Source organism: Novosphingobium sp. KA1, from assembly GCF_017309955.1.
GTDB lineage: Bacteria > Pseudomonadota > Alphaproteobacteria > Sphingomonadales > Sphingomonadaceae > Novosphingobium.
This window is the reverse complement of sequence record NZ_CP021247.1, coordinates 1,285,130-1,307,008: the sequence shown is the minus strand read 5'-3', so window position 1 is coordinate 1,307,008 and position 21,879 is coordinate 1,285,130. Positions and strand designations below refer to the sequence as shown.

Sequence of the window (21,879 nt, the reverse complement as noted above, 5' to 3'; positions counted from 1 at the left end):
CTTCTTGGGTCGGATCAGGCCCGATCAGTCGTCGGCATTGGCTTCCGGATGGGTACCGGGTTTCTTGGCCGTCTTCTTCGCGGGGGCCTTCTTCTTGGCCTTGACCACCTTCGGCGCGGCGGGCGTCAGTTCGAAGCTGAGCGCGTCCTCCTTGACCGAGACATGGACTTCGCCGCCCTGTGCCAGCTTGCCGAACAGCAGTTCTTCCGCCAGCGGCTGCTTGACCTTCTCCTGGATGACACGGGCCATCGGCCGCGCCCCATAGAGCTTGTCGTAGCCGCGATGGCCCAGCCATTCGCGGGCGTCGGAGTCGAACTGGATGTGGACGTTCTGGTCGGCCAGCTGCAGTTCCAGCTGGAGGATGAACTTGTCCACCACCCGGCTGATCGTTTCCTTGGCGAGGTAGGCGAAGGGCACGATGGCATCGAGACGGTTGCGGAACTCCGGCGTGAAGAGCTGCTTCACCGCCTCGTCGCCGGCATCCTGCTTGGAGACGTCGCCAAAGCCGATGCCCTGGCGGGCCATGTCCGAGGCGCCCGCATTGGTGGTCATGATCAGCACCACGTTGCGGAAGTCCACGGTCTTGCCGTGGTGATCGGTCAGCTTGCCGTTGTCCATCACCTGCAGGAGGATGTTGAACAGGTCCGGGTGCGCCTTCTCGATCTCGTCGAGCAGGAGCACGCAGTGCGGCTGCTGGTCCACCGCATCGGTGAGCAACCCGCCCTGGTCGAAGCCGACATAGCCCGGAGGGGCACCGATCAGGCGGCTGACCGAATGGCGCTCCATGTATTCGGACATGTCGAAGCGCTGCATCGGGATGCCCATGATCTGGGCCAGCTGCTTGGCGACTTCGGTCTTGCCGACGCCGGTGGGGCCGGAGAACAGGAACGAACCGATCGGCTTGTCCGGATCGCGCAGGCCGGCACGGCTCAGCTTCATCGCGGTGGAAAGCACCTCGATGGCCTTGTCCTGGCCGAAGACCACGCGCTTGAGGTCGCGTTCGAGATTCTCGAGCGCCTTCTTGTCGTCCGAGCTGACCGACTTGGGCGGTATGCGCGCCATCGTCGCGATCACCTGCTCGATCTCGCGGGCGGTGATCGTCTTCTTGCGGCGGCTGGGGGGCACCAGCATCTGCATCGCGCCCACTTCGTCGATCACGTCGATCGCCTTGTCGGGCAGCTTGCGGTCATTGATGTAGCGCGCCGAAAGCTCGACCGCGGTCTTGATCGCGTCCGGCGTGTACTTGACCTTGTGGTGTTCCTCGAAGGCCGAGCGCAGGCCCCGCAGGATCTTGATGGTATCTTCCACGGTGGGTTCGTTGACGTCGATCTTCTGGAACCGGCGCAGCAGCGCGCGGTCCTTCTCGAAGTGGTTGCGGAACTCCTTGTAGGTGGTCGAACCGATGCAGCGGATGGTGCCGCCCGACAGTGCGGGCTTGAGCAGGTTCGAGGCATCCATCGCGCCGCCGCTGGTGGCGCCGGCACCGATCACCGTGTGGATCTCGTCGATGAACAGGATCGCGTGCGGCATCTTCTCGAGTTCGGAGACGACCTGCTTCAACCGTTCCTCGAAGTCGCCGCGATAGCGTGTGCCCGCCAGCAGCGAGCCCATGTCGAGCGAGTAGATCACCGCCTCGTTGAGCACCTCGGGCACTTCGCCCTCGACGATCTTGCGCGCGAGACCCTCGGCGATGGCGGTCTTGCCGACGCCGGGATCGCCCACGTAGAGCGGGTTGTTCTTCGAACGGCGGCAGAGGATCTGGATCGTGCGGTCCACTTCGGGGCCACGGCCGATCAGCGGGTCGACCTTGCCCAGCAGCGCCTTCTCGTTGAGATTGACGGTGAACTGGTCAAGCGCCGAATCCTTCTTGCTGGCGCTCTTGGTCTCGGTCTTCTCTTCGGGCGTCGGGGCCTGGTCCTCGGCCCCCTTGGGCGACCGTTCCTCGACACGCTTGCCGCCCTTGCCGATGCCGTGGCTGATGTAGCTGACGGCGTCGAGGCGGCTCATGTCCTGCTGCTGCAGGAAATAGACGGCATAGGAATCGCGCTCGGAGAACAGCGCGACCAGCACGTTGGCGCCGGTGACGGTGTCCTTGCCCGAGGACTGGACGTGCAGGATCGCACGCTGGATCACCCGCTGGAAACCGGCGGTGGGGGCAGGGTCGCCCTTTTCCTCGGTCTTCAGCGACTGGTATTCCTGATCGAGATACTGGCGCACGACGTCGCCAAGGTCGCCGAGATCCACGCCGCATGCCTGCATGACCTGTGCCGCGTCCGGATCGTCGATCAGGGCGAGCAGCAGGTGCTCGAGCGTGGCGTACTCGTGGCTGCGCTCCGATGCGTGCGAGAGCGCGGCGTGAAGGGTCTTTTCTAGGCTTTGCGCGAAGCTGGGCATCTAGGAAACTTCCTTGTGGGAGGGAAACGCCCTTTTTGGGACCTTGTCAGGGTGTCCGGGGCGTTCGGGGCGGGAGAGCTTGGAGCGGCGGCGCTGGAGGGAAGGGAGGGGCGGAAAGAAAATATGCGGCCAAGCGGGTTTCGTGTTCCATATAGGCACACTCAGGACGGTTGCGAGGGTCTGGATTCAAACTGGATCCTGTCCCCCCGCCGATCATGAGGTTTTTGGCCGGAACAGGGCGTCGGCGGCGAGCCGGTGGGCCTGGGCCGCGCGGTGATGGGCGCGGATTCGCTCGATTTCAGCTTCAAGGAGTGCGACGCGTGCGCCAAGTTCATCCAGAGAAAAGCGCTCCAGGCTTTCGCTGGCGAGAAGGCTGGCGGCTCCGAGGGAACCCTCGGGCGACCGCCGCCGCGGTCGATCATCATCGTCCATTGCGTCGCAGCATCGGACTGTCATTGCGCGCTGTCAATGGCCTCAAAGTATGTTCCCTTGTATAGGCCGTCTGTGGCATCAGGATGGATATGTTAGTTAACGTAGTTAAGCAGATGACCGCGGTCGGCTTCGATGCGCCCGGCGGTCCCGATGTGCTCAGGCCCGTGACCGTCCCGGTTCCCCAGCCGGGGCCGGGCGAAGTGCTGGTCAAGGTCGCCTTCGCCGGGGTCAATCGTCCCGACGTCGTGCAGCGCCAGGGCAAGTACCCGCCGCCGCCGGGCGCCTCGCCGATCCCGGGCCTGGAGATTTCCGGGCGTATCGCCGTGCTGGGCGAGGGGGTGACCGAGTTTCTCCCGGGTCAGGCGGTCTGCGCACTGGTCAGCGGCGGCGGCTATGCCGAATATTGCCTTGCCAAGGCGGCGCACTGCCTGCCGGTGCCCGAGGGCCTGGGGCTCGACGAAGCGGCGGCGCTGCCCGAGACCCTGTTCACCGTGTGGCACAACGTGTTCGAGCGCGGTTATGCCCGCGATGGCGAGACGCTGCTGGTCCATGGCGGCACCAGCGGCATCGGCACGATGGCGGCGATGCTTGGCAAGTATTTCGGGCTCACCGTGATCGTCACCTGCGGCTCGGCCGAGAAGTGCGCGCGGGCGCTCGAGATCGGCGCGGCCCATGCGATCGACTACAAGGCCTGCAACTTTGTCGAGGAAGTGGCGCGGATCACCGGCGGCCGCGGCGTCGACATCGTGCTCGACATGGTCGGCGGCGACTATGTGGCGCGCAATCTCAAGTGCCTTGCCCCCGATGGCCGGCACGTGACCATCGCCGTGCAGGGCGGCGCAAAGGCCGAGATCAACATGGCGGTGGTGATGACCCGCCGCTACACCCTGACCGGATCGACCCTGAGGGCCCGCTCCGACGCGTTCAAGGGCCTGCTGGCGCAGGAGATCCTCGCCAATGCCTGGCCGCTGGTCGAGGAAGGCGAACTGCGGCCGGTGATGGACGCGCGCTTTGCGCTCGGAGAGGCGGCCGCCGCCCATGCGCGCATGGAAGCAGGCGATCACGTCGGCAAGATCGTGCTGGAGATCTGATCGCTGCAGGGCGGGCCGGTCTTGCGCGGAAAATGCGCGGCGGCGCATTTTCATTACGCAAGCCGGCAAGTCTTCCGGTGATTGTGGCCCGCTTTTGCCAAGTCGTTTCAAATTCGCGCGCGATCGAAGGGATGAAACCGAGCCTTTTGCTTGCCCAAAGCGCAAAGTTTCCCTAAATCGGGCCCGTACGGCCGCTCCGCAAAGGGGCGGCCCTTATTGTTTCCGCCGGAGATAGAGACATGAGCCAGCCCACTCCGCTGATGCCGCACGCGACCGCCTCTTGGCTGGTCGACAGCACCGCGTTGACCTTTGAGCAGATCGCCGAGTTCTGCGGCCTGCACATGCTCGAAGTGCAGGCGATGGCCGACGATCTGGCATCCAGCAAGTATACCGGACGCGATCCCGTGCGTTCGGGCGAACTGACCATGGAAGAGATCGAGAAGGGTCAGGCAAACCCGGAGTACAAGCTCCGCATGCACAAGATCCCGGTCACGTCCAATCGTACCAAGGGCCCGCGCTATACGCCGGTGTCGAAGCGCCAGGACAAGCCGGACGGCATCGCCTGGATCCTGCGCAACCACCCCGAGGTGTCGGACGCGCAGATCGGCAAGCTGATCGGCACGACCCGCAACACCATCGCCGCGATCCGCGACCGTTCGCACTGGAACATCGCCAACATCACGCCGAAGGATCCGGTCACGCTGGGCCTGTGCTCGCAGCGCGAGCTCGACTTCATCGTGTTCAAGGCCGCCAAGAAGGCCGGTATCGAGGACGATGGCCGCAACGACGAGCGTCTGACCGACGACCGCGAAGCGCTGATCGAGGAACTGCGCGCCGAGCGTGACGCCGCCTCGCGCGCCGCTTCGGAAGCCGCGCAGGAAGCCGAAGTGGCCGCCTGGCTCCAGGCCAAGCGCGCTGCCGAAGCCGCGGAAGAGCAGGGCGAGTAACCTCGCCCCGCCATCCGCAAGGCCATCGGGCCGCCGGACAAACAAAAAGCCCCGCGACGAGCGATCGTCGCGGGGCTTTTTGTTTGTCCGGCCTGGAGCAGTTTTCGATCCGATTGCATCGGATCAACTACTCCAAGATTTTGGTTTTACGCGCTTTCGGAGTCATCAGGTGATTCCACCTGCGCTAGGCCGGGAAGAATTACTCCGCCGGTTCCAGCGCGCTCTTGTCGGTGATCTGCGGGATGGCCGGCGGGGTGTGGCCGCCGTTCGGGTTGAGCCGGCCTTCGAGCCGGGCGCCCTGCTCGATGGTGAGCGCGTCGTAGGCGACGTCGCCCTCGATGCGGGCCGTGCGCAGGATCACCACCTCGCGGGCGGTGATGGTGCCGCGCACCGTACCGGCGATGCGCACGCTTTCGGCGCTGATGCCGCCGGCGATCTCGCTGGCGTCACCCTGGATGAGCGCCTTGCAGGCGATGTCGCCGGTGACACGGCCCTCGACGTGAAGGTCGACGGTGGCTTCGATGTTGCCGGTGATGGCGGTATCCGCGCCGAGCACCGAAAAGCTGCTGGAGCCGGTGCGGGCGGTCGTGGTCGAAAAGGTCTTGGCCATGGCGTTATCGGGCTTCTTGCTGAACATTATGGGCGGCCTCGAGGAATGTGCGCGGGTTCATGGGCCGGTTGTTGTTGCGCACCTCGAAGTGGAGATGCGGTCCGGTTGACCGGCCGGTCGAGCCCATTGCGGCGATGCGGGTTCCGCCGTCGACGAGCTGGCCGGGGCGGACGTTGAAGCCGGAGAGATGGCCGTAGCGGGTCATCAGACCGTTGCCGTGGCTGATCTCCACGCAGTTGCCGTAACCCTGGCGCTGACCGACAAAGGTCACGCGCCCCTTGGCGGCGGCATAGATCGGCGAGCCCATCGGGCCGGGGAAGTCCAGCCCGGCGTGGAAGGCGGCGCCTCCGGTGAAGGGATCGGCACGGTAGCCGAAGCTCGACGAGACATAGGCGACGTGGGCGGGGCTGACCTGCGGGATCGAGGCGAGGCCATTCTCCAGCGAATCCATGCGCGCAAGGCTCTGGCCGAGGCGCTGGAAACGCGGATCGATCGAACCGTCGGCAGCGGTTGTCAGCTTTTCGAGCGGACCACCTTCGCCGCCGCGGGCATTCGCCATGGCGTTGGGATTGAGGCCGAGCTTGCGGATGGTCTGCGCGGCGCTGGCGGCGCGGCGGTCGGCATAGCGGGTGAGGCGTTCGACAAAGGCCAGCTGTTCGGCTTCCACCCCGGCCAGCTTGCCGGCCTCGGGCACGGCGGCGCTGACCTTCTTTACCGTCGCGGCGGCTTCGCTGGCGCTGTCGGTCACGGTTTCGCCGGCCTGCTTGTCATCGGGCAGTTCGCCGATGTGCGCTTCGACCACCGTCTCGATGAACTTCTGGCGGCGGGCAAGGTCATCCACAGTGCCGTCGAGATTGTCGCGGTACTGCTGCACCCGGCTCTCGGCCGTGGCAACCTTGGCTTCGCGCAGGCGCAGCAGGGCATGGTCGCTGGTCGCGCTGAACTGCGACACGGCGACCGCGCCCATCGACACGCACCATGCGCCGAGCAGCGCGGCACAAGTGCCCGCAGCCACTTTCTGCATGCGCGACGAAATACGGATGAAGCGGACCTGCCCCTGCGAGCGCATGATGAACTCGCGTTCGGGAAAGGCCGCCTGGAGACGCGATTTCAGCGTCCCGGCAGAGATGAACTTCAAAACGACCCCGCTTTGGAAATTTTTTTCTGACCCCGGGCGGCCGGGTAGCAGGGGAGGGGGGCAAAGGCGAATCGACTCGCCCCGATTGGTTGCAAAAACAGGATGAGTCGGACCTTCCCTGCGATGAACCGAGGGAACGAATTCGATTTCGAGAGTGGCGGGTCTGTGGAAATCGCTCCGATTCGCAGGCGCAACAGGCTGATTTCATACGGAAGTTTGAATGAATCCAGGCTGAATGCATTGACGGGCTTTGCCGTGACGGTTGCGTGACATGCATCGAAACCGCCTCCCGCGCATCGATCGGTCCGGTCGGTGACAGCATGGCGCAACAATGCTAGGCGGCTGCCATGACCGAGCAGACTATTCTTGCCGCCGACCAGATCGGTGAGCGTGCCGCCGAGACGCCCGAGGCCCTTGTCGCCCGGCTCGCGCGGGCCGGCCGGGCTGCCCAGCGCGCACTGGCCAAGACCAGCGACGAGCAGAAGGCCGATGCCCTGCGTGCCGCCGCTGCCGAACTGCGCAAGGCGGAACCGGCGATTCTTGCCGCCAACGCCCTCGACATCGCCGCAGGTGAGGCGAAGGGTCTGAGCGGGGCGATGCTCGACCGACTGCGGCTCGATTCCGGCCGCCTTGCCGGGATCGCCGATGCGGTGGAACAGGTCGCCGGTCTCGCCGACCCGGTGGGCGAGGTGATCTCCACCAGCGAGCGGCCCAACGGCCTCCAGCTCTCGCGCGTGCGCATTCCCATCGGGCTGATCGGCATCATCTACGAGAGCCGCCCGAACGTGACGGCCGATGCCGCCGCGCTCTGCCTGCGCTCGGGCAATGCCGCGCTGCTGCGGGGCGGCACCGAGGCGCTCCATTCGAACCGGGCGATCATGGCGGCGATGACCGCGGGGCTGACCTCGGCAGGGATTCCCGCAGCGGCGATCCAGCTCCTGCCGACCCAGGACCGCGCCGCGGTGGGGGCGATGCTGACTGCGGCGGGGCTGATCGACATGATCGTGCCGCGCGGTGGCAAGAGCCTGGTCGCGCGCGTGCAAGCCGATGCGCGGGTGCCGGTGCTCGCTCACCTCGACGGCATCTGCCATACTTATGTCCATGCTGCTGCCGATCCCGCGATGGCGGCACGGCTGGCGCTCAATGCCAAGATGCGGCGCACCGGCGTCTGCGGCTCGATGGAGACGCTGCTGCTCGATACCCAGTTCCCGGCCTCTGCCGAGGTCGTGCGCGGCCTGCTCGATGCCGGGTGCGAACTGCGCGGCGATGCCCGTGCGCGGGCGCTCGATCCGCGAGTCCTGATCGCCAGCGACGAGGACTGGGATACCGAGTACCTTGACGCGGTGCTGTCGGTGGCGGTGGTTGACGGGCTTGATGCCGCGCTCGATCACATCGCGGCGCATTCCTCGCACCATACCGACGCCATCGTCACCGAAGATGCGACGGCGGCCGAGCGGTTCCTCGCCGAAGTCGACAGCGCGATCGTGATGGTCAATGCCTCCAGCCAGTTCGCCGATGGCGGCGAGTTCGGGCTCGGCGCCGAGATCGGCATCGCCACGGGTCGGCTCCACGCGCGCGGTCCGGTCGCGCTGGAAGGGCTGACCACCTACAAGTGGCTGGTGCGCGGCACCGGGCAGGCGCGGCCCTGACGGGACACGTCGTGCGCGGTTCGGGCCCGATCACCGGGCTGCTGGGGGGCAGTTTCAATCCGGCCCACGGCGGCCACCGGCGCATCAGCCTGTTCACGGCCGAGGCGCTGGGGCTGGACGAGGTCTGGTGGCTGGTTTCCCCCGGCAATCCGCTGAAGCCGAAAGCGGGCATGGCGCCGCTCGCCGCGCGGGTCGCTTCGGCGAAGCGGCAGGCGCGGCGCGCACGAATCCGGGTCACCGCGATCGAGCGGGAACTGGGGACCCGTTACACCGTCGATACCCTGCGCGCACTGGTCCGGCGCTATCCGCACAGGCGCTTCGTGTGGCTGATGGGGGCCGACAATCTGGCGCAATTCCACCGCTGGAAGGACTGGCGGACGATCGCCCGACTCATGCCGATTGCGGTAATTGCCCGTCCGGGGTATGATGGCGCCGCTATCGCGAGCCCCGCGATGGCCTGGCTGGGGAGATTCCGGAGGTCCCAGTCCAGCTTTCGCAGTCCGGAAAGGTGGAGCGCACCTGCGCTGGTGACATTGCGATTCGACCCCGATGCGCGGTCGGCCACGGCTATTCGCCAGGCCGATCCGGAGTGGGCCCGCAAGTCGATGGAACGACTTTCGCGAGCTGACTTCATTCGAGATGGTGTCACGTACCACCGCATCCCCGGACATGCAGCGTGAGCAGGCGTTTCGCCCTTCTCTCGCACGTCCGCATATCAAAAGTGAGATTGCAACTGACGGGGTGCCCGCACCCTGTCATGCGTGATCGTGAGAAAGGAGCAGTAACCCTCTAGATGCCACAGGCACAGATACAGCCGGAACAAACCGGCGCTACGCCCCCGGCCACTGTCGAGTCCGATGACCCGCAATTGGCCCTCGTCCTGCAGAGCCTTGACGACGATCAGGCGCAGGACATCGTGACCATCGACCTCGAAGGCAAGTCGAGCATCGCCGAATACATGGTGATCGCCTCGGGCCGCTCGACCCGCCAGGTGGCGGCGATGGCGCAGAAACTTGGCGAACGTCTCAAGCACGGCGGTTTCGGCCATGCCCGCGTCGAAGGCCTGCCGGCTGCCGACTGGGTGCTGGTGGATGCCGGCGGCGTCGTCGTGCACCTGTTCCGCCCGGAAGTGCGCAGCTTCTACAACCTCGAGCGCATGTGGGGCTTCGACGGTCCTTCGGGCGCGGCCTGATTCGTCGTCCGGATCTGTTCCGGCGGTGAATCCGCAACTCGGCCGCGACGGTGGCCGGGGCATTGAAACGGTACTGGCGCACCTGCTCCGCGCCAGCCGGTCGCGCGCCAGGAAGGGCTTGCGCGACCCGCTTCGGAGGGCGATGGAGGAGAGATGCTTCTCCATGTCATCGCCCGCGGCAAGATCGCCCGCTCGCCCGAGGCCGAGCTGCTCGATCGTTATGCCAAGCGCATCACCTGGCCTTTCAAGCACAGCGAACTGCCTGACGTCGGCGGCAAGGTGCCGCCGCCCGTGCAGACGCCGGTGCGCGAGGTCCTGCTCGACGAACGCGGCAAGCTGATGAGTTCGGAGGAATTTGCCGGACTGCTCGGCCGCTGGCGCGATGAAGGCGTGCGCGAATGCCGCTTCCTGATCGGCGCGGCGGACGGCCACGGCGACGAGGCCCGCGCCAGGGCCGATCATTTGCTCTGTTTCGGCCGCATGACCTGGCCGCATCTGATGGTGCGCGCGATGCTGGCCGAGCAGCTCTGGCGCGCCACCGCGATCCTGGCGGGCCATCCCTATCATCGTTCCGGCTGAGGCGGCGGGCACGTGATCTCCGGTCCCGGTCTCTGGGCTCTGTGCGGTTCGGCGCTCGTCATGACCGCGATCGTCGGCCTGCGCTATCTGGCGACCTCGGGGCTGTTCGCCTGGATCACCGCCAGAATGCGGCCGGGTCTCTATGACGGCATGACGCGCCAGATCCGCGCCGAGATCGGCTGGTCGCTGGCGTCGAGCGCGATCTACGGGATTCCTTCGGGCGTGGTCGCCTGGGGCTGGCAGGCCCACGGCTGGACGCGGATCTACGGCGATGCCGGGCACGCAAATGCGGCGACTTATCTGCTCTGGTGGATGCCGGTCTCGCTGTTCCTCTATCTGTTCCTGCACGACACCTGGTTCTACTGGACCCACCGCTGGATGCACCGTCCCCGCGTGTTTCGCCTCATGCATGCGGTCCACCACGCCAGCCGTCCGCCGACCGCCTGGGCGGCGATGAGCTTTCATCCGCTGGAGGCGGTGAGCGGTGCTTTCGTGATCCCGGTGCTGGTGTTCCTCATCCCGATTCACGTCGCCATGCTGGCCATGGTGCTGACGATCATGACCGTCATGGGAATCGCCAATCACATGGGCTGGGAGATGTTCCCCCGCCGCCTGGTCGAATCCCGCCTCGGCCACTGGCTCATCACCGCCAGCCACCACCATCGCCATCACGAGAACTTTCGATGCAATTACGGTCTCTACTTCCGCTTCTGGGATCATCTGTGCGGAACCGACCGGGGGCTGTCGCGGCCCTGATCGGCGGCGCGGTGCTGGCCTGCGGGGCAGCGGAGGGACCGGCGCAAGTCGGCGTCACGGTGACCGGGCTGCGTTCGCACAAGGGGCAGATCCTGGCCTGCCTCACCACCAACCCGCGCGCCTTTCCCGACTGCAGCAAGGATCCGCAGGCTCGAAAGCTGACTGTAGCCCTGTCGGGTAGCCGGGAGACGGGACCGGTTCGCCTCGATTTCGGCGCGGTGCCGCAGGGACGCTACGCCATTTCGCTGATTCACGACGAGAATGCCAATGGCCGCCTCGACACCACGATGGCTATCCCGCGCGAGGGCTACGGGTTTTCGCGCGATGCGCCGGTGCGGATGGGGCCGCCGCGATTCGACAAGGCGGCCTTCGATCTCGGCGCGGCGGCCCAGCACCTGGATATCCGCATGCGATATCTGCTGTGATCCACCGCGCCGCTCTTGCCGTCCCTGTCCACGCCGCCTAGCGCTGGAGCCGTGACCAAGGCGCACGACACCATCGAGGAACGGATCGAGGAGGTCGTCGATTCGGCGACCGCCGGATTGGTGCCGCCCCCTGCAAACGGTACGTTTTCGCCGTTCCGCTACCCGGTTTTCCGCGCGATCTGGATCGCCAACCTGTTCTCGAACCTCGGCTCCACCCTGCAGAGTGTCGGTGCGGCCTGGTTGATGACCGAACTGACGCCCTCGCACCAGCTGGTCGCGCTGGTCCAGGCCTCGGCGACGGTTCCGATCATGCTGCTGGGCGTCTTTGCCGGAGCGATTGCCGACAACTACGACCGCCGGGTGGTCATGCTGGTGTCGCAGGTGGCGATGCTGGTGGTTTCCGCGCTGCTGGCGGTCATGGCCTATGCCGGGTGGCTGACGCCGCTGCTGCTGCTGACCTTCACGCTGGGGGTGGGTACCGGTACCGCGCTCAATTCGCCCGCCTGGCAGGCCTCAGTGCGCCAGCAGGTCGATCACCGCCAACTGCCGCAGGCGATCGCGCTCAACTCGATCTCGTTCAACATCGCCCGCTCGATTGGCCCGGCGCTGGGCGGGCTGCTGATCTCGATCTGGAATCCGGCCTTTGCCTTCGCGATCAACGCGGTGAGTTACGTCGGCTTGATCGCGGTGCTGCTGTGGTGGCGGCCCGAGCCGCGCAAGATCGATGCCCGGCCGATCCTGCCCGCGGTCGCTGCGGGCCTGGCGTTCTGCGCGCGTTCGGAGCCCTTGCGGCGCATCCTCATCCGCGGTTTTGCCCTGGGCTTCTGCCTGGCGACCTTCCAGTCGCTGCTGCCCGGCGTGGTCCACGAATCGCTGCACGGGCGCGAGGTCGACTATGGCATCATGCTGGGCCTGTTCGGCATCGGTTCGATCCTGGCGGCACCGTCGATCGGACCGATCCGGCGAAGGCTGGGGCTGGAAGGCATCCTCATGCTGGGATCGGCGCTCTACATCACCGCCCTGCTGGTCGCCGCAGCCGCTCAGAGCCTGATCGCGGCCATGCCTTCGGCGTTTCTCGCCGGAATCAGCTGGGTGCTGATCCTGACCACGATCAACACGGCCGTGCAGATGCGTTCGCCCGACGCGGTGCTGGGGCGCTGCCTGTCGATCTACCAGGCGGTGACGTTTGGCGGCATGGCGCTGGGCGCCTGGACCTGGGGCTCGCTGGCCGACGGCAGGGGCATTCCCTTTGCTCTCCACGGCGGCGCCGCGACGCTGTTCGTCTCGTTCGTGCTCCTGCGCTTCCTGGCGCCGATGCCACGTCCCGGCGAAGGGGTCTTGCGCCCGCGTTGAGGCGGAAGGAATCGACCTCCATGCCCCGGGTGCCATCTTAAATATTGATTCACCACGTTGAGGCACAATCGGAAGCCTTGGAAATGGGGTATTCCGACGATGGACACGTTGCGTGGCGATTTCGCCACTTCGGACGGAGCGGACAGCGCCTACGGTTCGGTGGGGCCGGACAGCGGCTATGAAACCCGCTCGGCGGTGGTGCCGGGGGATGAGCGGCGCATGCAGGTGCGGGCCTACAATTTCTGGGCCAGCCTGCTGGGGGAGCGCCAGTTCCCCGACGTTTCCAGCCTGCGTCCCGAGCAGCACCCCGATTTTGGTCCCTACAGCGTCCTGCTGGATTTCTCGGCCGGCATCGACAATCCGAAGATCGGCTGGCTCGGGGGGCTGCTCGCCGAGGAATGCGGGGTCGAACAGTCGATTCGCAGTCTGGCCGAGGTGCCCAGCCGCTCGCTGCTGTCGCGCATCACCGACCATTACATGCAGATTCTCGCCAATCAGGCACCGATCGGATTCGAGGCGGAATTCGTCAATCTGCGCGGGGTGACGATCCTCTATCGCGGCATCCTGTTGCCGTTCTCGCACGATGATGCGCAGATCGACTGCATCTACGGCGTCATCAACTGGAAGGAGATGGCGGACCAGGCGAGCACCGATGCGCTGCTGCGCCAGGTCGACGAGACTCTCGGCCTGCGCATGCCGCTGCGGGCGCCGCCGCCGCGGGGGGCCTGGGCGGATGGTCCGGCCAATGGCCGGGGCGCGGAACGATCGCTGGCGGATTCGGCCGGGCTGCCGGCGGTGGCTTTTGGCGAGGCGGAAACCGCGTTCGACACCGATGCCACGATCGATGCCGGAATCATGCCGCTCGATGCCTACATGGTCACTGAAGACCAGGACGCCCGTTTCGACGAATCGGACATCTTCGAACTGACCGCCGACATGGAACTGGCCGACTGGCTCGCGTCCGCGCGCGAACTGGCGCAGGCGGCGGTGGGCTGCGAGGACCGGTCGCGCCAGGCGCTCTACGCCGCGATCGGCCGGGCCTACGACTTCGTGCTGGCGGCGGCCGACGCGCCTGAGGAACTGGCCGAACTGCTGGAGGATGCGGGCCTCAAGGTGCAGGAACGCGCGCCGCTGGTGCCGCTGATGAAGCTGGTGTTCGGCGCCGATTACGACAAGACGCGGCTCACCGAGTTTGCTTCGGTGATTGCCCATGGCCAGCGGCTCGGGCTGGACCGCGGCGCCTTGACGTCATTTCTCACCGTGCAGCCCGGCGGAATCAAGGCGGTGGTGCGCGACGAGCGCCGCCAGCGCCGCGAGGAGACCGAGCGCGGCGAGCAAGGCGAGACGCGCCGCGAGCGCATGGCCAAGGGGCTGCGTGCGCTTTCGCCCAAGGCCTTGAGCGAAGTCGGCAAGGACAGCGAGTTCAGCATTCTTGTCGCCCGCCGGGACGAGGCGGGGCAAGTCATCCTGCTCGGCGAAGTCACGGACGACGAAGTGCTGCTGGACCGCGCCGCTCGCCACCTGCTGGGCTGATCCAGCCGGAGCGGCTTTTGCACCGATCGCATCGGCAAGGCGGATTCGGGGCGCTGGTCTTCGCGTTCCGGTAACTTCCCGGCCAAAGAAAACGGGCGGCCATCCAGCTGGATGGCCGCCCGTTTTCTTTGGAAGGGTCAAGCGGATCAGTACGTCGCCGGGGGATCGCTGGCCGGGAAGCTTTCGTCGATGGCCTCGTCGGTCTTTGACCAGCGCTTGGGCTGCGTCTTCATGCTTTCCGGGCCGGCATCGCGTACCGGATGGGCGGCATCCTGCGTGCCGGCGGTGGTTGCCAGCGGGTCTTCCTGATCGCGGGTCGCGTACTTGTAGAGCGCGTAGCCGGCGGCACCGGCGACGGCCATCTTGATGAGTCCCATCGGTCCTGCTCCTCTTGGTGGCGGCGCGCCTGCCGGAAGGGCGGCGCGCCATGTTCCACGTGGAGCAACGTCAAGAGCCGGGGACGGTTGCCTCAGTCTCCGCCGACCCGTTCGATCTGCGCGCCGACCAGAGCCAGCTTTTCCTCAAGGCGCTCATAACCACGGTCGAGGTGGTAGAGGCGGTGGACCTGGGTTTCGCCTTCGGCGGCAAGCCCGGCAATCACCAGGCTCATCGAGGCGCGCAGGTCGGTCGCCATGACTTCGGCGCCGGTCAGCTTGGGAACGCCGTGAACGATCGCGGTGCGGCCCTTGGTCTCGATATGCGCGCCCATGCGGTTGAGCTCGGGAACGTGCATGTAGCGGTTCTCGAAGATCGTCTCGGTCAGCACGCTGGAACCTTCGGCGCGGCACAGCAGGGCCATGAGCTGGGCCTGCATGTCGGTGGCGAAGCCGGGGTAGGGCGCGGTCGAGAGGGTGACGGGCTTCAGCGGGCCATCGGCGGCGACGTGAAGACCGGCAGCGGTCGCCTCGACGTGGACACCGGCGTCGCGCAGTGCCTGTACGGTGGCTTCCATGTCCTCGATGCGGGCACCCTTGAGCGTGACTTCACCGCCGGTGATGGCCGCCGCGCAGGCATAGGAGCCCGCCTCGATGCGGTCGGGCATGACCATGTAGGTAGCGCCGTGCAGGCGCTCGACCCCGTGGATGGTGATGTCCGAGGTGCCGATGCCCTCGATCTGAGCGCCCATGGCGACCAGCAGGTTGCACAAGTCGACGATCTCGGGCTCGCGCGCGGCGTTGTGCAGGGTGGACTTGCCCTTGCACAGCACGGCGGTCATCAGCGCGTTCTCGGTCGCGCCGACGGAGACCACCGGGAACGAATAACGCCCGCCGGGCAGGCCGCCGTCAGGGGCAATGGCGCGGACGTAGCCGGCGGCCAGTTCGATCTGCGCGCCGAGCGCTTCGAGCGCCTTCAGGTGCAGGTCGATCGGGCGGTTGCCGATCGCGCAGCCGCCGGGCAGCGAGACGGTTGCTTCGCCCATGCGGGCGAGCATGGGGCCCAGCACGAGGATCGAGGCGCGCATCTTGCGCACCAGGTCGTAGGGCGCGACGGAACTGGTGATGCGGGTCGCCTGCAGCGTCATCACCCGGCCGAAGTCTTCGGGGCGGCTGCCGGCGATCATCGTCGAGATGCCGAACTGGTTCATCAGGTGCTGGAACCCGTCGATGTCTGCCAGGCGCGGCAGGTTGCGCAGCGTCAGCGGCTCTTCGGTGAGCAGCGCGCAGGGCAGCAGCGTCAGCGCCGCGTTCTTGGCGCCGGAAACGGGGATGGTGCCGGAGAGGCGCTTGCCGCCTTCGATGATGATCTTGTCCATTGCCTGCTCTTTAAAGGGATTTGGCCGCGCAGCAAGCACGGCTCGGAGAAAGCAGGATGGACTGTTGCGCTGCAACTGCGAAGCGGCTTTAATAGCAATGTAACCAAATGGAGTCAGACCATAAACCATGTCTGCGCCTCAGTTTAAAAAACCCGTCCGCAAAGCCGTGTTCCCGGTTGCCGGTCTCGGCACGCGCTTTCTTCCTGCAACCAAGGCCATTCCGAAGGAACTTCTGCCGGTCGTCGACCGTCCGCTGATTCAATACGCGGTGGATGAAGCGCGCGAGGCGGGAATCGAGGAGTTCGTCTTCGTGACGGGGCGCGGCAAGACCGCGATAGTCGAACATTTCGATACGGCTTACGAACTCGAGGCAACGATGACCTCGCGCGGCAAGTCGCTCGATCCGCTCGAACCGACCCGGATTCAGCCGGGCAATCTGGTGACCGTGCGCCAGCAGGTGCCGCTCGGCCTTGGCCATGCGGTCTGGTGCGCGCGGGCGGTCATCGGGGACGAGCCTTTCGCGATCTTCCTTCCCGATGAACTCATGTACGGCTCGCCCGGTTGCATGGCGCAAATGGTCGAGGCTTACAACGAAGTGGGCGGCAACCTTGTCTCGGTGCTGGAAGTGCCGATGGAGGAAGTGTCGAGCTACGGCGTGATCGCGCCGGGCGAAAGCCGCGGTGCGCTGACCGAAGTGAAGGGGCTGGTCGAAAAACCCAAGGTGGCGGAAGCCCCCTCGAACAAGATCGTCTCGGGCCGCTACATCCTCCAGCCGGAAGTGATGGACCTGCTCGCCAGCCAGGGCAAGGGCGCGGGCGGCGAGATCCAGCTGACCGATTCGATGGCCAAGCTGATCGGCGTCCAGCCGTTCCATGCCGTCACCTTCCAGGGCCAGCGTTTCGACTGCGGTTCGAAGGTCGGATTTGTCGAAGCCACGCTCGCCATCGCGCTCGATCGTGCCGACATGGGTGAGGACGTGCGCAAGATCGCCAGCCGGTTGCTGGCCTGATTGCCGCAGTTCGAGGCGCCCTGCCGTGGGCGCCTCGAACGCCAATTGCTCAAGCCAGTTGCTCAAGCCAGTTTCTGGCGCCAGCTACTGAGGCCAGCTACTGGCGCACGGGGTCTGCGAGCCGGGCCATGATCGAGGCGACATAGGCCCGGGTTTCGCGGATGTTCGGAATACCGCCGGCTTTCTGGACGCGGCCGGGCCCGGCATTGTAGGCGGCCAGCGCCTTTTCGATATCACCGCTAAAGGCATCGAGCTGCATGCGCAGGTACCGCGCGCCGCCCTCGAGATTGGCCATCGGATCGCCGGCATTGACCCCCATCTGCGCTGCGGTGCCGGGCATGAGCTGGGCAAGCCCGCGCGCGCCGACCGGCGACACCGCCAGTTCGTTCCAGCGGCTTTCCTGCCAGACGACTGCTTCGAGCAGGCTCGGGCTGATGTCGTACTTGGCGGCAAGCTGGGCGACCCGCAGGCGCCAGCGGGTAGGGCCTGCGGCATCGAGTGCATCGGTGATCGAGAGCGGGTGGAGCGTGGCGGCTTCCATGTCGGTCGGCGGGGCGGCGTTGGCGGACGTGCCATCGGCAAATTCCACCGTCGTGACGCCATCCGGATTCGCGGCGGAAGCGGCGCCTGAGCCGAGGGGCGCACCGGGATTGAGCGGATCGGCGGAGCTGCGGGCGGGGCCACCGGCAACCCACTGGTAATCGCCACCGGAGCCGATCTGCAGGACGTCGGCTCGGGCAAGGCCGGGCATGCCCGTCGCGCCGAAGAGCAGCACGGTCGGGACCAGCGCAGCCAAGACCAGCGCGTTTGGGCCCGAAGCCCGATTCGTACGATTCGATTTCCGCACCATCATTTGCCGTTTACCCCGGATCACCGCCGAGTCTCAAGCCGGTCGCGCGGCTTGCACGCGGCCGGCCAGGATCGAACAGGGGTCAGTCGAGCGCCAGGGCGCTACGGATCGCGCGCCAGGAGAGCAGCTTGAAGTTCTGCGCATGGGGGGCGTTGTCGCCGTCCTGCGCCACCATCAGGCCCTCGGGATAGGCAGGGCCGAAGTCGCCGAGCGCGACCTCGATGCCGTCGGTATCGCTGGTGCCGCCAAGGGGGCCGCCATCGATGCGGAACCGTCCGGCAGGCTTGCCGGTGCCAAGGTCGAACAGGGCATAGGCATTGTCGCCCTGGCTGGATGCGACCAGCCATGCCCGCCCGCCGTCTTCGCGGGCAACCGCAAGACCTTCCACGTCGGCGACGAGGCCGTCCGCTGCCCCCACTTTGGCGAAGGCTTCGGCGACCAGCCTGTCCCCGGCGAGGGGGACCTTCCAGATCCCGACGTCCTCTTCGGCAACAAACAGCACTTTGCCGGCATCGTCGACCACGCAGCCTTCGGATTGCGTCGCGAACTTCACGAGGCGCAGGTAGTCGGGCACTATCCGGCCCTCGCGCTCGATCAGGCGGCTTTCAGCGACCGAACCGTCCTTGAGCACGACATAGGCGCGGGCGAGTTCGCCCGAAGCCAGGGCGCCGCCCATGCAGAAGCCATAGGCCTCGGCGGGAGCGTGACCGGCGGGCAGGAAGGTTTCCGCGCCCAATGAGGTGAGCTTGCCGCTGGCGCCATCAAGCGCGAACAAGGCGATGCGCGGTTCGGCCCGGTCGGTGCGGTCGCTGGCGCCAACGAGGATCGTCGTTTTGCCGCCGCGGCGCACTTCTCGCAGGTCCACGTTGTTGAGCGCCCCGGCCGCGGCAAAATCGCGCACCTTGCCGTCGAGCCCGTAGACATAGAGCCCGGCCTTCTTGTCGGTGCCGAGAACGAGGCTGGCGGCGGGGTTCGCGGCATTGCGCCAGATCGCCGGATCGTCGGCGGCATCGACATTGGCGGTGCCGACCGGGGTGGTTTCACCCGCAGCGGCAACATCGACAGCGGGAAGGCGGATCGCCGGCGCCGGTGCGGTGGTGGCGCAGCCGGCCAGCAGGGCCGAAAGCACGAGGGCCGGGAGCAATGCTCCCGACCCACATGTCACGACACTGGCGATGTGCGTGAGCGCGGCCTTCATCAGAAGGTCACCCGCGCGCCGAACTTCACGGTCGAGCCATATTCCTCGTACTGCAGCACGCGCTTGGCGCCGGCGAGGTTCTGGTAGGCGAAGTACTTGGCGTTGTTGACGTTCACCCAGTCCGCGAAGAGGCGGATGTTGTCGGTGAGCTTGTACTTGGCCGAAAGATCCAGCTGGAAGTGCTGGTTGACGGTACGGTCGGTGTCGAACGAATCGCCGACCTCGTCGAGGTACTTGTCGCGGAAGGTACCGGCAGCGCGCAGGCTGATCGGGCCCTTCTCGTACCCCAGCACCGCGTTGAAGGTGTTCTTCGATGCGTTGGGCAGCGAGATGCGGCGGGCGACCTGCACGCCGTCGTCATCCGAGAACACCGTGCCGCGGGCGTAAGTGTAAGTGTAGTTGAGCTGCGTCAGCAGGCCATCGAAGGGCGAGGGCAGCATCGTGAAGGCCTGGCTAAAGCTGACTTCCACACCGGCGATCTCGGCGGTGTCGCCGTTCATCGGAATGGTGATCTCCTCGTAGGCGATGCCGTTGTAGGTGCCGCTTTCCTTGGAGTTCAGCGAGTAGGTGTAGTCCTTGATCGACTTGTAGAAGCCGCCGACCGAGAACGCACCGTTGTTCGCGAAGTAGTATTCGAACCCGGCGTCGAAGTTCCAGGCCTGGTAGGGCTTGAGTTCGGGGTTGCCGACTTCCAGTTCGAGGTCGTCGTTGATCGTGTTGCGCGGCGCCATCTGCGACAGCTTGGGACGCACCACGGTCTTGTAACCGGCGAGGCGGGCAACGAGGCTGGGCTGCGGGCTGTAGCGCACCGTCAGGCTGGGCAGCCAGTTGGTGTAGTTGCGCTTGTAGGTCTGCGGATCGATGGTGAAGGTATCGTCGCCGTTGTCGGTGACGAGGCTGCCGTTGAGTTCGTTGTGGGTGTGCTCCATGCGCACGCCGCCGATGACGCGCAGGGTGGCGCTGTCCCAGCGGGCAAGGGCATAGCCGGCCGCGATGTCCTCACGCACCGAATAGTCGCTGATCGCCGAATTGTAGCCGCTCTCGAAATCGTTGACCACGAACGCGTCCGGGTTGGACAGCAGGTAGGCGGCAGGGCCGCCCTTGCTGGCGACCGGGCCCATGTCGGTCAGGCGGTAGGTCTGCTTGCCCAGCACGTCGGCCAGCGTGTAGTCGGCATCGTCGGCCAGGTCGTAGTAGGTCATGTTGAAGTCGTAGGACTTCTTGCGCCAGCGGGCCTTGCCGCCGGCCTGCACGGTGAAGTCGCCATTGTCGCCGGCGAACGTGCGGGCGAGATCGGCCTTGATCGCCCATTCCTGGTCCTGGCTGTCGGACAGGGTGGTCAGTTCGGTCTTGTTGAACGCGTACTCCGAAGCGTCGTTGAACGTATCGGCGCCTTCGGTGACCGAGTAGGTCGGGTAGTAGGTGTTCGAGTAGTCCATATCGACCACGGTGCCGCTCTTGAAGCGGGCGCGGAAACGGGTCGGATCGATCGAGAAGGTCTCCTTCTCGGTGGACTTGGCGTAGCTCGCCATCCAGTTGAACTTCCACACGCCGGTGTCGGTGTCGCTGCCGATCGAGACCGAGCGGATGCGCTGGCGTTCGAAGCGGTCCTTGAGGTCGCGCTCGACGGTGATGCGCTCGTCCGAACCGTCGAAGGTGGCGCTGCTGTCGGTGCTGGCGCTGGGGCTATCGAAATCGCCGAAGTCCAGCGTGGTGCGGCGGCGGTACTCGTGGTCGTCGAACTGTGCCCAGTTGCCGCGGATATAGGCCTTGGTGGTGTCCGACACCCGCCAGTCGGCCGAGAGCGCCGCGTTGATGCGGGTGCGCTCGACGTCATAGTCACGGTATTCCACCGATTCGGCCCAGGCGTTGCCGCTGTCGTCGACGTTCCAGCCGCCGGTCTCGACGTTGTCGGTCTCGAACTTGCGCTTGTAGTAGCTGACCGAGCCGGCGATGCCGAAATCGTCGCCCAGCTTCTGGGTGAAGTCGAAGGCGCCCTTGGGGGTGACCTTGCCCGAATAGTCGTTCCAGCTGCCTTCGGCGCTCAGCGAGTAGCGGTTCTTTTTCGAATCGAAGGCGCTGGTGGTGTTCACCTCGATCGAGGCGCCGATGAAGTCGCCGTCCATGTCGGGGGTGAAGCTCTTTTTCACTTCGATCGACTGGATGGTGTCCGACGAGATCACGTCGAGCGCGACCGAGCGGACGTCCGATTCGGGCGCGGGCAGGCGCACGCCGTTGACCGAGGTGCCGTTGAGCTCGGGGTCGAGGCCGCGCACCGAAACGTAACGGCCTTCGCCCTGGTCGTTGAGGATGTTGACGCCGGGCAGACGGCGCAGCGATTCGGCGACGTTCTGGTCAGGGAACTGGCCGACCGCGTCGCGGGTGAGGACCGAGACGACACCGTCGGCGGCCTTCTGGCGCGACAGGGCGCTGGTCATGTTGGCGGTGAGGCCGGTGACCAGAATGTCGCCGCCGCCGATCGCGGCGAGGTCGAAGTTGCCGTCCACGCGGCCGGTGGCGGGCACGGTGACAGACCGGGTCGTCACTTCCGCGCCGACGTAGCGGGCTTCCAGGGTGTAGGTGCCGGCGGGCACGTCGCCAAAGATGTACCGGCCCGAACGGTCGGTCTCGACGCTGCGGTCGAGTTCGACGATGCGCACGCTGGCCGACTGCAGGGCACGGACACCGGTGGCGTCATGAACGCTACCGGCAACTTCGCCTGCGTGAGCGATCGTGGCGAAGGAGGCCGAGGCGAGCAGCCCCGCGAGGAGGCGCATGGAGGACGTCATTTTGAGGCAAACCCCTGTTGCTTCGAAGAAGTTGGGGCGGCCTCTAAGTCCGTTCGATGACAGTTTTGTGCTGATGAAATGGCAGTTTTATGACCCTGCCGCGGTGCAGCAATTCGGCCACAGTACACGATCGGCAATCGCTGACCTGCCTGAAAAGGCACCAGTTCCGCCGATGTAAGGA

At 66.1% G+C, this 21,879-nt stretch carries 21 protein-coding genes; 12 read left to right on the top strand and 9 right to left on the bottom strand.

Annotated elements, in window-relative coordinates; genetic code table 11:
* Nucleotides 1-24: 24 nt before the first annotated feature.
* Together clpA and CA833_RS06525 are read right to left on the bottom strand one after the other, a co-directional pair.
* Nucleotides 25-2,394: an ATP-dependent Clp protease ATP-binding subunit ClpA gene (gene clpA / locus CA833_RS06530; RefSeq protein WP_142636653.1), complete on the bottom strand. Its 2,370-nt coding sequence runs from the start codon at nt 2,392-2,394 to the stop codon at nt 25-27.
* Nucleotides 2,395-2,607: 213 nt separating this feature from the next.
* Complete coding sequence (locus CA833_RS06525; RefSeq protein WP_142636655.1) at nt 2,608-2,826, bottom strand: DUF1192 domain-containing protein; 219 nt, start codon at nt 2,824-2,826, stop codon at nt 2,608-2,610.
* Nucleotides 2,827-2,939: 113 nt separating this feature from the next.
* Here CA833_RS06525 and CA833_RS06520 point away from each other — a divergent pair, with 113 nt between their 5' ends.
* Both CA833_RS06520 and CA833_RS06515 read left to right on the top strand, forming a co-directional pair.
* A complete protein-coding gene (locus CA833_RS06520; protein ID WP_370584554.1) occupies nt 2,940-3,917 on the top strand; it encodes an NAD(P)H-quinone oxidoreductase in 978 nt (325 codons plus the stop codon).
* A gap of 239 nt (nt 3,918-4,156) precedes the next feature.
* Nucleotides 4,157-4,864 carry a DUF1013 domain-containing protein gene (locus tag CA833_RS06515; protein ID WP_142636659.1) on the top strand — a complete coding sequence of 236 codons (708 nt, stop codon included), beginning with the start codon at nt 4,157-4,159 and terminating at the stop codon, nt 4,862-4,864.
* A 199-nt stretch (nt 4,865-5,063) separates the two neighbouring features.
* On the opposite strand, the gene CA833_RS06510 is transcribed toward CA833_RS06515, so the two are convergent.
* Nucleotides 5,064-5,474, bottom strand: coding sequence for a polymer-forming cytoskeletal protein (locus tag CA833_RS06510; protein WP_142638036.1), 411 nt, complete (start codon nt 5,472-5,474; stop codon nt 5,064-5,066).
* A 4-nt stretch (nt 5,475-5,478) separates the two neighbouring features.
* On the bottom strand, nt 5,479-6,612 hold the full coding sequence (locus CA833_RS06505; RefSeq protein ID WP_242526302.1) for a M23 family metallopeptidase: 1,134 nt from the start codon (nt 6,610-6,612) through the stop codon (nt 5,479-5,481).
* Between the two features lie 347 nt (nt 6,613-6,959).
* Here CA833_RS06505 and CA833_RS06500 point away from each other — a divergent pair, with 347 nt between their 5' ends.
* From CA833_RS06500 to CA833_RS06465, 8 genes are all read left to right on the top strand, one after another.
* Nucleotides 6,960-8,261: a glutamate-5-semialdehyde dehydrogenase gene (locus CA833_RS06500; RefSeq protein ID WP_207079580.1), complete on the top strand. Its 1,302-nt coding sequence runs from the start codon at nt 6,960-6,962 to the stop codon at nt 8,259-8,261.
* 11 nt (nt 8,262-8,272) lie between these two features.
* The gene (locus tag CA833_RS06495; protein ID WP_207079579.1) at nt 8,273-8,941 is read left to right on the top strand and encodes a nicotinate-nucleotide adenylyltransferase; all 669 of its coding nucleotides are present in this window, start codon (nt 8,273-8,275) and stop codon (nt 8,939-8,941) included.
* A gap of 113 nt (nt 8,942-9,054) precedes the next feature.
* Nucleotides 9,055-9,453, top strand: a complete 399-nt coding sequence (rsfS, locus tag CA833_RS06490; protein ID WP_142636665.1) for a ribosome silencing factor — start codon at nt 9,055-9,057, stop codon at nt 9,451-9,453.
* Between the two features lie 153 nt (nt 9,454-9,606).
* On the top strand, nt 9,607-10,032 hold the full coding sequence (locus CA833_RS06485; protein ID WP_142636667.1) for a 23S rRNA (pseudouridine(1915)-N(3))-methyltransferase RlmH: 426 nt from the start codon (nt 9,607-9,609) through the stop codon (nt 10,030-10,032).
* A 60-nt stretch (nt 10,033-10,092) separates the two neighbouring features.
* Nucleotides 10,093-10,788: a sterol desaturase family protein gene (locus CA833_RS06480; RefSeq protein WP_207079980.1), complete on the top strand. Its 696-nt coding sequence runs from the start codon at nt 10,093-10,095 to the stop codon at nt 10,786-10,788.
* A complete protein-coding gene (locus CA833_RS06475; RefSeq protein WP_312846151.1) occupies nt 10,755-11,213 on the top strand; it encodes a DUF2141 domain-containing protein in 459 nt (152 codons plus the stop codon). Before CA833_RS06480 ends, CA833_RS06475 begins: the two co-directional genes overlap by 34 nt.
* A 51-nt stretch (nt 11,214-11,264) precedes the next feature.
* A complete protein-coding gene (locus tag CA833_RS06470; RefSeq protein WP_207079578.1) occupies nt 11,265-12,566 on the top strand; it encodes an MFS transporter in 1,302 nt (433 codons plus the stop codon).
* Between the two features lie 99 nt (nt 12,567-12,665).
* On the top strand, nt 12,666-14,099 hold the full coding sequence (locus CA833_RS06465) for a hypothetical protein (protein WP_207079577.1): 1,434 nt from the start codon (nt 12,666-12,668) through the stop codon (nt 14,097-14,099).
* A 146-nt stretch (nt 14,100-14,245) separates the two neighbouring features.
* Here the strand turns inward: CA833_RS06465 and CA833_RS06460 are convergent, their stop codons facing one another.
* Together CA833_RS06460 and murA are read right to left on the bottom strand one after the other, a co-directional pair.
* On the bottom strand, nt 14,246-14,476 hold the full coding sequence (locus tag CA833_RS06460; protein WP_142636675.1) for a hypothetical protein: 231 nt from the start codon (nt 14,474-14,476) through the stop codon (nt 14,246-14,248).
* A 92-nt stretch (nt 14,477-14,568) separates the two neighbouring features.
* Nucleotides 14,569-15,852 carry a UDP-N-acetylglucosamine 1-carboxyvinyltransferase gene (gene murA, locus CA833_RS06455; protein ID WP_142636677.1) on the bottom strand — a complete coding sequence of 428 codons (1,284 nt, stop codon included), beginning with the start codon at nt 15,850-15,852 and terminating at the stop codon, nt 14,569-14,571.
* A gap of 127 nt (nt 15,853-15,979) precedes the next feature.
* Between murA and CA833_RS06450 the strand changes: the two genes are divergently transcribed.
* Nucleotides 15,980-16,861: a UTP--glucose-1-phosphate uridylyltransferase gene (locus tag CA833_RS06450; protein ID WP_142636679.1), complete on the top strand. Its 882-nt coding sequence runs from the start codon at nt 15,980-15,982 to the stop codon at nt 16,859-16,861.
* Between the two features lie 97 nt (nt 16,862-16,958).
* Here CA833_RS06450 and CA833_RS06445 read toward each other — a convergent pair whose 3' ends face one another.
* From CA833_RS06445 to CA833_RS06435, 3 genes are all read right to left on the bottom strand, one after another.
* The gene (locus CA833_RS06445) at nt 16,959-17,612 is read right to left on the bottom strand and encodes a lytic transglycosylase domain-containing protein (protein WP_207079979.1); all 654 of its coding nucleotides are present in this window, start codon (nt 17,610-17,612) and stop codon (nt 16,959-16,961) included.
* A gap of 181 nt (nt 17,613-17,793) precedes the next feature.
* Nucleotides 17,794-18,909, bottom strand: a complete 1,116-nt coding sequence (locus tag CA833_RS06440; protein ID WP_207079576.1) for a phytase — start codon at nt 18,907-18,909, stop codon at nt 17,794-17,796.
* Nucleotides 18,909-21,698: a TonB-dependent receptor gene (locus CA833_RS06435; protein WP_207079575.1), complete on the bottom strand. Its 2,790-nt coding sequence runs from the start codon at nt 21,696-21,698 to the stop codon at nt 18,909-18,911. Before CA833_RS06435 ends, CA833_RS06440 begins: the two co-directional genes overlap by 1 nt.
* On the opposite strand from CA833_RS06435, the gene CA833_RS06430 reads away from it, so the two are divergent.
* Complete coding sequence (locus tag CA833_RS06430) at nt 21,685-21,876, top strand: hypothetical protein (RefSeq protein WP_207079574.1); 192 nt, start codon at nt 21,685-21,687, stop codon at nt 21,874-21,876. The two genes, CA833_RS06435 and CA833_RS06430, sit on opposite strands and share 14 nt — an antisense overlap.
* Nucleotides 21,877-21,879: the final 3 nt, after the last annotated feature.